Origin of the sequence: Baaleninema sp., from assembly GCF_049974805.1 — a bacterium.
In the GTDB taxonomy this organism is placed as follows: domain Bacteria; phylum Cyanobacteriota; class Cyanobacteriia; order Cyanobacteriales; family Geitlerinemataceae; genus Baaleninema.
In genome coordinates, this window is record NZ_JBNGCO010000149.1 from 1 (window position 1) to 9007 (window position 9007).

Annotated in this window: 4 protein-coding genes; 1 reads left to right on the forward strand and 3 read right to left on the reverse strand. The window is 52.6% G+C overall.

From position 1 onward, the window contains the following. The 3 genes from ACP5D4_RS19650 to ACP5D4_RS19660 all read right to left on the reverse strand — a co-directional run. A partial coding sequence (locus tag ACP5D4_RS19650; RefSeq protein WP_428013307.1) for an RHS repeat-associated core domain-containing protein occupies positions 1–416 on the reverse strand: 416 nt, incomplete at its 3' end. Between the two features lie 68 nt (positions 417–484). Continuing rightward, positions 485–757 (reverse strand): hypothetical protein, encoded by a 273-nt coding sequence (locus ACP5D4_RS19655; RefSeq protein WP_428013308.1) that lies wholly within the window; start codon positions 755–757, stop codon positions 485–487. 100 nt (positions 758–857) lie between these two features. Then, a complete protein-coding gene (locus ACP5D4_RS19660) occupies positions 858–8837 on the reverse strand; it encodes a putative Ig domain-containing protein (protein WP_428013309.1) in 7980 nt (2659 codons plus the stop codon). Between ACP5D4_RS19660 and ACP5D4_RS19665 the strand changes: the two genes are divergently transcribed. Next, on the forward strand, positions 8826–9007 hold a 182-nt coding region (locus ACP5D4_RS19665; protein ID WP_428013310.1), incomplete at its 3' end, for a hypothetical protein. The two genes, ACP5D4_RS19660 and ACP5D4_RS19665, sit on opposite strands and share 12 nt — an antisense overlap.

The following is a 9007-nucleotide window of genomic DNA, read 5'->3' on the forward strand; positions in this document are numbered from 1 at the left end:
CCATAAAGATAACGATGTCGAGAAACCGGACTTTCCACCATCCCCTCAAACGGGTCAGTACTGAGAAAACGCCCCGTCTCCGGTTCGTAATACCGCGATCGCAGATACTGCAATCCTAACTCAGGATCCCACGACTCACCACGATAAAGATAAGGATTCTCCGTCGTCCCCGCCGCCCTCAAAACCTCCCCATAAGCCCCATACTCATAAGTATCCGTCACCGCCCCCAACTCGTCCGTCAACAGGCGCACACCACTGTGTCCGTCTTGCAGATAGAATCGAGACTCATCCCCACGCTGCTGAGAAATCAAATCCAAACCGCGCACGTAAGCCGCCTGAGTTTCCCCGTTCGCTGCGTACTCCTCAATAACCTCCGCATAAGGACGATTGGCATCGACGAGATAGCGAGTTTCCACCCCATTTACTCCATCAAATTTCTGTAGTCTAGGCTATATTCATCATCACAAATCCAGAAGACCCTGGATTATTCATTTTCATTCTTAGCCACGTATAAAGTTATTAATAGAAAAGCAAGATAAAAAGCACAGTAAATGTAGGATAACGCAATAGCTGCATTATCAAAATAGCTTTCATAAGGAATATCGAATAAATTCACTACAGACTTTATGACCAGAAAGAGCAAAAAAAATATGTCTTGAACAACCATTAATAGACCTGCTACTATCCGTTTTTTTGTACTGTAGTCTTGAAAATTCTCCAATTTTTTATCCCACTCGCTAAAAGCCAAACCATCCATTATACATGGCATAAAAAGGGCTATATAGAACGGGCTGGGATAGTAAAAAAGATGAAAAAAGTTATTCACGATCTAGATTTGAGTTGAGAGTTACTATTTTTTAGTTGGGAGTATTTGTGCAAGGCTGTGGGAAATCTCCTATGTTATTCACTGGAAAACTTCGTCCAAAAATGCCGCCAAAATTAACATCAAATCCCCTTGAAATTCCTCCATTCAGAGCAGTTCCGTATCCGCGTCCCATCCTGAAAGCAGAACTACCAAAATCAATGTCATATGGAGTATCAAATGCAATAGTAATTCCTGCCCCTAAAAAACCAAAAGATCCTGCCAAGTGCCAAACTTTTGGCTCTGTTTGTACTCGAGCCACAACTACAACATCGTTTTGGGTAAGCGATCCCCATGGGAATAATGTAACTCCCGCTCCAAACAGACCCCACTTAGCCTCTTTTTCTAAATTCACACCACCGCTTTGATAGCATTCAGATGTCAGATGAGCAAATCCTAAATTACCAATTCCAAGCCCACCCAATGATAAAGATCCAGTCCACTGCCAAGGCCAACCTCGTTGAGACATGGTTCTAGAGGTACTAGATACAATAATTCCAGTCGCTCCAATACTTACTGCTGATATTGCTAAATAATCTAATAATGTCAGACTACCTACTGTTTCTGTCAAACTCAATAATCCACTCGGATCCTCAAAAACAACAGGATTAGCATTGCCATAAAGATAACGATGTCGAGAAACCGGACTTTCCACCATCCCCTCAAAGGGATCGGTACTGAGAAAACGCCCCGTCTCCGGCTCATAATACCGCGCCCGCAGATACTGCAATCCTAACTCGGCATCCCACGACTCACCACGATAGAGATAAGGATTCTCCGTCGTCCCCGTCGCCCTCAACACATCGCCATACGCCCCATACTCATAAGTATCCGTCACCGCCCCCAACTCGTCCGTCAACAGGCGCACACCACTGTGTCCGTCTTGCAGATAGAATCGAGACTCATCCCCACGCTGCTGAGAAATCAAATCCAAACCGCGCACGTAAGCCGCCTGAGTTTCCCCGTTCGCTGCGTACTCCTCAATAACCTCCGCATAAGGACGATTGGCATCGACGAGATAGCGAGTTTCCACCCCATCGACAATAGAGGCAACGCGAATGCCGTTAACATCGTAGCGATACTCAACCTCCGTAGTTTCGCCATCAGCCTCAGTGCGTTCAACCCCAATCAAACGATTTTCCACATCCCAAGCGTAACGGGTTTCTTCAGGAGACCCATCGAGGTCAACTTCCTTCAAATTCCCGTTCTCGTCGTAGGTATAGCGAGTGGTAATGCCCTTACTGATGCTACTGACCAGTCGGTCGTTGTCATCATACACGTAAGTCGTCTTACCTTCGAGAGAATCATCGCGGCTCAAACGATTACCCACCGCATCGTAAGTGTAAGCGATTATTCGATCGCCATTGAGGGGGTCAGAAATTCTTTCCTCCGTTAAACGATGCCAGTCATCATAAGTATATTCAACCGTGCGTCCATTGAGTTCCTCAACCCGTACCGGATTTCCCGCCTCGTCATACTGATACAACGAACGCGACAGTACCGTCATATCGGAAGCCGAGTGAGTCACCGTTTGCAAACGGTTCGAGTCGTCGTACTTCCGTTCTTCGACAATGCCGTTCGGGAATTCAACCCGTTCAACGTGACCCGCCTCATTGTAGTGATAACTCGTTACCTCTAAGGGGTCGAAGCCAACCACTTGTCGGGGACGGTTGAGGTCGTCATAGCGATAGGATAGGGTTCCCGCAGGAGTTGTCATAGTTTCAACTTGACCAGCATCGGTATAACTATAAGAAATTTCCGTCTGGTCGGGTTCAGTACGCGAGAGAAGCTGACCGAGGGGTCCATAGTCAAAGTCAGTGGTTCCCCGTTCGTCTGTGGCTGTATCCAGGCGACCGGCGGCATCGTAGGTATAGGAGATGAAGGGAAGCTCTCCGACGAGATTTTTCGCAGTGAGTTGGTTTGAGGGGTTGTACTGATATTCGAGGACTTGTCCGTTAAAGTCAACGGTCTTCACCACGTTGCCGACGGCATCGTACTCCGTTTCCAACCGCTGTCCCAACGGACGGACAACTGCGGTTGGTCGTCCCAATCCATCGAATTCAAATCGAGTTTCGTTGCCGTTGGCATCTTGTTGATAAACTAAGTTGCCCAGTTCGTCGTACTCGTATTTCGTTCGGAGTTCTCGACCTTCGAGCATCTGCACCACGGCTACCAACCGGTCGAGTGCATCGTATTCATAGCGCGTTGTCCGTCCAGCAGCATCCGTTTCCGCAACGATGTTACCAAAGGCATCGTATTGAGTCGTGGCTGTCGTCCCGTCGGGGAAAATCGTCTGGGTGCGGCGACCTTCACCATCGTAGCGATATTCCGTCCGGCGACCTTCGGCGTCGATGACGGCAATTTCCCGTCCGTCGGCATCGTAGATTGTTTTGGCCTCTTGTTGTAGGGGATTACGGGTCAGCGTAATCCGTCCGGCATCATCGAGTTGGAATTGAGTGTGTTCCCCAGCTTCGTTGACGATGGCGTTGAGTTGACCGGCACGATTGTATTGAATCTCAATCCGTAGGTTATCGTCGGGATTGTCGGGGGTGTCGTCCGGCAAAATCATACCGGTTGGTAAGCTATTGGCGTTATAGGTATATTCCGTTCGATTGCCGGCAAGGTCTACAATTGCTTTTTGGTTCCCGGCGGCATCGTATTCTGTTTTCAGTCGAGGGTTATCGTCGGGATTGTCGGGGGTGTCGTCGGGATAGATGGTTTCGATTAACTGGTTCTTGTCGTCATAACGCTGTTCAGTGCGGCGACCGAGGGGGTCGATAATGGCGGTTTGATTGCCGTTATGGTCGTATTCGTACTGGGTTAGACCTCCGTCTGGATTGAGTTGGGAGAGAATGTTGCCGTTATCGTCATAAGTCCAAGTTGTCGTCAGCGTGCGCGTTTCGCCAGTGACGCGGTTCGTTAGGGTTTGGGTTTCTGTCAAGCGGTTACCATGAAGGTCGTAAGTCCAGTCTGTACGATTGCCTTCGGCGTCAATTTTTGTAGTGCGGTTACCCCGTGCGTCGTACTCGTACTGGGTGATGTCGTTCTCACCTTCGATAATGCGAGTGGCATTGCCCTGTGCATCGTACTCGTAGGTAATGGTATGACCTTCAGCATCGGTTTTCGAGAGAACGTTGCCTCGCTTGTCGAATGTATATGATGTCGTATCACCGAGTGCGTTGGTACTCGATAGAAGTTGACCGAAGGCGTTATAGGTATAGCGTTGGGTGTTACCGAGGGGGTCGGTTTGACTCAGGAGATTGCCGTCTTGGTCGTAGGTACTGCTTGTTATCTGAACACGCTCGACTTCGTTCCCTTCGAGATTGGTATCGAGGAATGTCACTTTTTCCTCAATGACATTATTATCCTCATCATACGTCCGCTCAGTTTTCTTGCCTAACGGGTCAACTTCCGTCACGACATTGCCCCGTCCGTCGTAAACGTAAGTGGTGGGATTGCCAAAAACATCCTCAACCGTTTGCAGAGAATTCTCAGGGTCATAATCAACCTCAACCGCTTCCCCATTCACATCCAACGTCCGCTTCAACCGACCCTTCTCGTCATACTCCGTGCGCACCGCCGAACGTCCCAAGGGGTCAATTATCTCATCGAGATAATGAGGACGCTCATCCACGCCATAGCCAAACTGAGTCGTATTCCCCTCCCGGTCAGTCACCGAGACCAAATCTCCCACCGCATCGTACTCATAGCCAATCACCTCCCCATCCGGGTCCGTAATCTCTGTAATCCGACCCTCAGCATCCCGTGCAAAGGTCACCGCCACTCCCGTCTCACTAAAGATACCGTCATCAGTAAACCTCAACTCGTTGCCATTGAGGTCTGTGGCGGCAACCAAATCCCCCGTTATCCCATCAATTTCATAATCAATCCCATCCCGGGTCGTCAGAATGTAAGACCCCCCAAAGACCGGGTCAGCGGGATTGTACGGTCGTCCTGTCCCCAACTGCACATACTGTCCATTGCTGTAGGTTAAGGTCGAATTCGCTGAACGTCCGGCTGTGGCGGTCTTCGGGCGCAGACTGGCAAAGACCCCCTCGTCGGCTACAAATTCCGGTTGATACAAGCCAGCATTGGCGCCGGGTGTTTGCAGGAACTGGGAAATTGGGTCAAGTTCGGGGTCAAAGGTAAAGCCAACTCGTTTGCCCCCCGGAAGGGTCACATACACTCGGTCTCCCTCGTCAAATCCGGGCAACTGTCCCAATAACGCCTGTTCTGGCGTGGGTTTCGGCAAACTGGTCCGCAGGTCGGTGTCGCGGAATTCTAAACGCCAGCCGTAACCCAATTCGTCTGACTGGTTGGCGGTTAATGAATCGTACGTCCGCGTCACGGAGATGGGAATCCCCGACACGGGAATCTCTAGGTCGGTGAATGAGAGTTGGAAGTTGCCCAATTTCAAGTCACCGGCAACATGAACGATATCTTCGACCCTCGATAGGTTTCCACCAGTATCGACGGCGGTCAAACGCAGGCGGTAGCTATCGTTGAGTAAGGTGGTGGGGTCAAATTCTCCTAGGGTCGAATTAGCTTCGACCTCGGTATCGTCAACCCGTAGCAATTCGATGAACTCACCGCCGGCCACCGGTGCCACTTCTAGGCTGTAGTAATCTAGGGTTCCATCGGGGTCATAGGCGGTTCCCAGGATGTCGGTGATGTTGGTTATCGGGGTTTCCCACACTGTTGAGTCGAGGGACACCACTGGTGGATTGGTATCGCTGGGGTCGAGGACCGATAGGGCAACGGTGGCGGTGCCAATGTTCCCGGCTGCGTCTGTGGCCCATCCTTCTAAAGTCGAGGCTTCCGACGCTGTTAGAACTGCTGTCCCGTTGGCATCGAGGACTAGGGGGTCGCCGTTGACGAACAACTGTAACCCGGTTACGCCTACGTTATCGGTGGCGGCTACTTGCCAACGCATCTCATCGCCGAGATTGGCTTGATAGGTCTCGTCGGCACTGAGGGAGAGAGGAGTGAGGGGTAAGAGTTCGACTTTGGGGGCTGTGGTATCGGCAGCTACGGTTAGGGTAAAGGTTTGGCGGGTTGTGGCCCCGGAACTATCGGCAATGTCGAGGTTGATGGTATGGTCTCCAATGTCCTCGATGCTGGGGGTCCAGCGCAGGCGACCGGCAGGGTCGAGGGTTAGGCCTTTGGCTAGGGAGTCGTCGTCGAGGCGGTAGGTTAGAGAGGTTCCGTTGGGGTCGTAGGCCCGAATATCGTAGCGGTAGGGACTGTTGGGGACGGCTTGGCTGGGGATGCCGTTGGACTCGATGACTGGCGGTTGGTTATCCACAACGGTCAGGGTAAAGCGTTGGGCGGCGCCTAACTGTCCATCGTTGGCACCAATGGCAAGGGTATGAGTTCCCAAGACAGGGGTTTCCCAGAGAACTTCCCCGGTGAGGGCATCGATTTCCATCCCCTCGGGGGCTTCGAGGAGTTGGTAGTTTAGGGTGTCACCGTTGGGGTCTGAGGCTTGTAGGTCATAGCGATAGGGGCTTTGACTATCGGCAACGGTGATGGGATTGGAGTTGATGCGAGGGGCTTGGTTGATGGCCGTCTCGTCAACGACAAGGCGGTAACGCTGGCGGTTGAGACCCTCAAGAGGGTCTCTGACCATCACTTCGACATTGTGGTTGCCGAGTTGGGGGCTGTCCCAGAGGAGTTCTCCGGTCAGCTCGTCGATGGTCATGCCTTGGGGTCGTTCCCCTAGGCTAAAGTGTAATGCGTCTCCTTCGGGGTCGCTGGCATCAACGGCGTAACGGTAGGGTTGTCCAACGGCGGCAGCGGTGGGGGGAACTGAGGTAATGGCGGGAGGGGTGTTGGTGCTGTTGACATGGACGCTGATGTCCTGATGGCTGAAGCTACCTCGACTGTCGGTGACGCGGATGGTGAAATCCTGTTGACCGAGTTGACTTTCAGTCGGTTGCCAACTTAATACGCCACTGAGGGGGTCGAGGACGACGCCGGTGGGAGCGTTGTCTAACTGCCAGATGAGGGCATCGCTGTCGGGGTCTTCTGCCTCGAGTTGATAGCGATAGGGTTGCTCCAAGGTCGCGACAGCAGGCGGCTCTGAGGTGATGACGGGGGCACTATTGCTGGTTTGGTGGGTCACGTCAACAGTCCAGGTGACGAGTTGTGTTGCGCCCTGGGCGTCTTTGACTTCGATGGCGATGTCATGGCGACCAAATTGTTCGGCAGTGGGAATCCAAATTGCCCGACCCCTGTCGTCGATGTCTAATCCGGCTGGACTGGGTGTCATCACCTGGTAGGTCAGGGTATCGCCGTCGGGGTCACTAACTGGCAAGGAGTAGGTGTAGGGAACCCCCACTTGAGCGCGAGCATTGGGTGCAGGGGATTCGGCGAGTTGAGGGGGTTGGTTGGACTGGGCTTCAATAACGGTCAGGGGGAAGACCTGCTGGGTTTCGGCACCGTGATGGTCTTGGGCCACTAGGGTCAGTTGCTGTGTTCCGAGGTCGTTGGCACTGGGGGTCCAGGTCAGCTGACCGCTGTCATTGAGGCTAACTCGGTTCGAGGACTGCTCTGCCAAGCTGTAGGTGATGGCATCTCCGTCGGGGTCGATGGCTTGGAATTGGAATTCGAAGGGTTTGCCCACTTGAGGGGAGGGGATGGCTGCGTCGTCGGTGACGAAGACGGGGGCTTGGTTGGGGGCGTCTACGGTCAGTTGGAAGGCTTGGATTGACTGCCCGCCACGATTATCCTGGGCTCGCAGTAAGATGTCGAAGGGTCCTGTTTGTTCGGCTTGGGGTTTCCAAACCACTACACCAGTTTCGGCATCAACGAAGGCGCCTTGGGGAGCGAGGGGAAGGTCGTAGCTGATGGGGTCGGCATCGGGGTCGAGGGCGAGGGCGGAATATCGCCATTGTTCTCCGGCTGTCAGTTGCGCGTCGGGGGCAGTGGTCTGAAACTCGGGGGCGGCGTTGGCTGGCTCGCTGATGGTCTGGAGACCGAATAGATGGGAGAAGGTTTCGCCGCCGGTGACGGTTACAGTATCGACGAACGAACCCGTCGCTGGCGTTGTTTCTTGGTAACCGTTGGGCACCACTTGTCGGATGGGGTAGGTTCCTGGCAATAACCCTTCAAAGTTGAAGTAATAGGGGTCGCTTTTACCGGTTAGGGAGAGGGTCGGGTTCGGTTGGGTTTTTTGCCAAGGTTCAGTTTCGTCAAGCTGTCCGTTGTTGTTGAGGTCGAGGTAGACGGTGACGTTTTCGAGGAAGGGTTCGTTGCTTGAACTGGCATCCCAGCCTCCAAAGATATTGATTAAGTCTTCCGGACGACTGACTTGTAAGGCGCTGGGGTCGATTTGCTGCATCGTCTCAAGGTTTGACGTTTCGCCGATGGCAAATGCTGATAGGTTAAGGTTCGGCTTCTCACCGAGGGAGGCCACGGCTTCTTCGTCGATGCGAATAAAGCCATCAGACATGAAGATAACGTTCAGGGTCTCATCATCGGGCAAGCTATCGGCTAGTCCAGCGGCTACGGCAATCTCTGAGGTTCCTACGGCTGACGCTCCTCCTGAACGAGGATTTTGAATGGCTTCTCGGTAATCGGCGACTTGGTTGCCGTTGTCATCTTGGGTCAGGTTGATAAAGGGTTGGAAGCCCGGTGTTTCCACCTCCATATCGGTCAGGGCGTTACTGCCGAAGGCCATCAATCCCACCTTGACGTCATCGCCACGGCCCTGAACGGACATTTGTTCGGCTAAGGCGACCATGGACGCCCATTGGAGGTCTTGAATCGAGACCGGGCGATTGTCGAAATTGTCTAGGGTTATATCTGGATTCGCCCAATTCACTGAGCGACCTCCCATACTGCCAGAAGTATCGACCACAAACAGGACATTAGGAGAGTCTCCTACAACGAGATTGGAGTCGCGGTAGCCATTCCCGTTGATGTCCTCAAAGACAGCTCCACGAATAGCCCCTAAAGCTGGATGGATAGTCACTTCAAAGTCCTGAACATCTCGACCACCACGACCGTCGGACACTTCGACCTTAAACCCGTAGGTTTCATCGATTTGAGGGTCTTGGGGGAACCATCCGAGAACTCCGGTATCTTGGTTGACGTTCTCCCCCGCCTAAAGGCAGGGGGATTCATCGTTCTACGAGTCTCCGT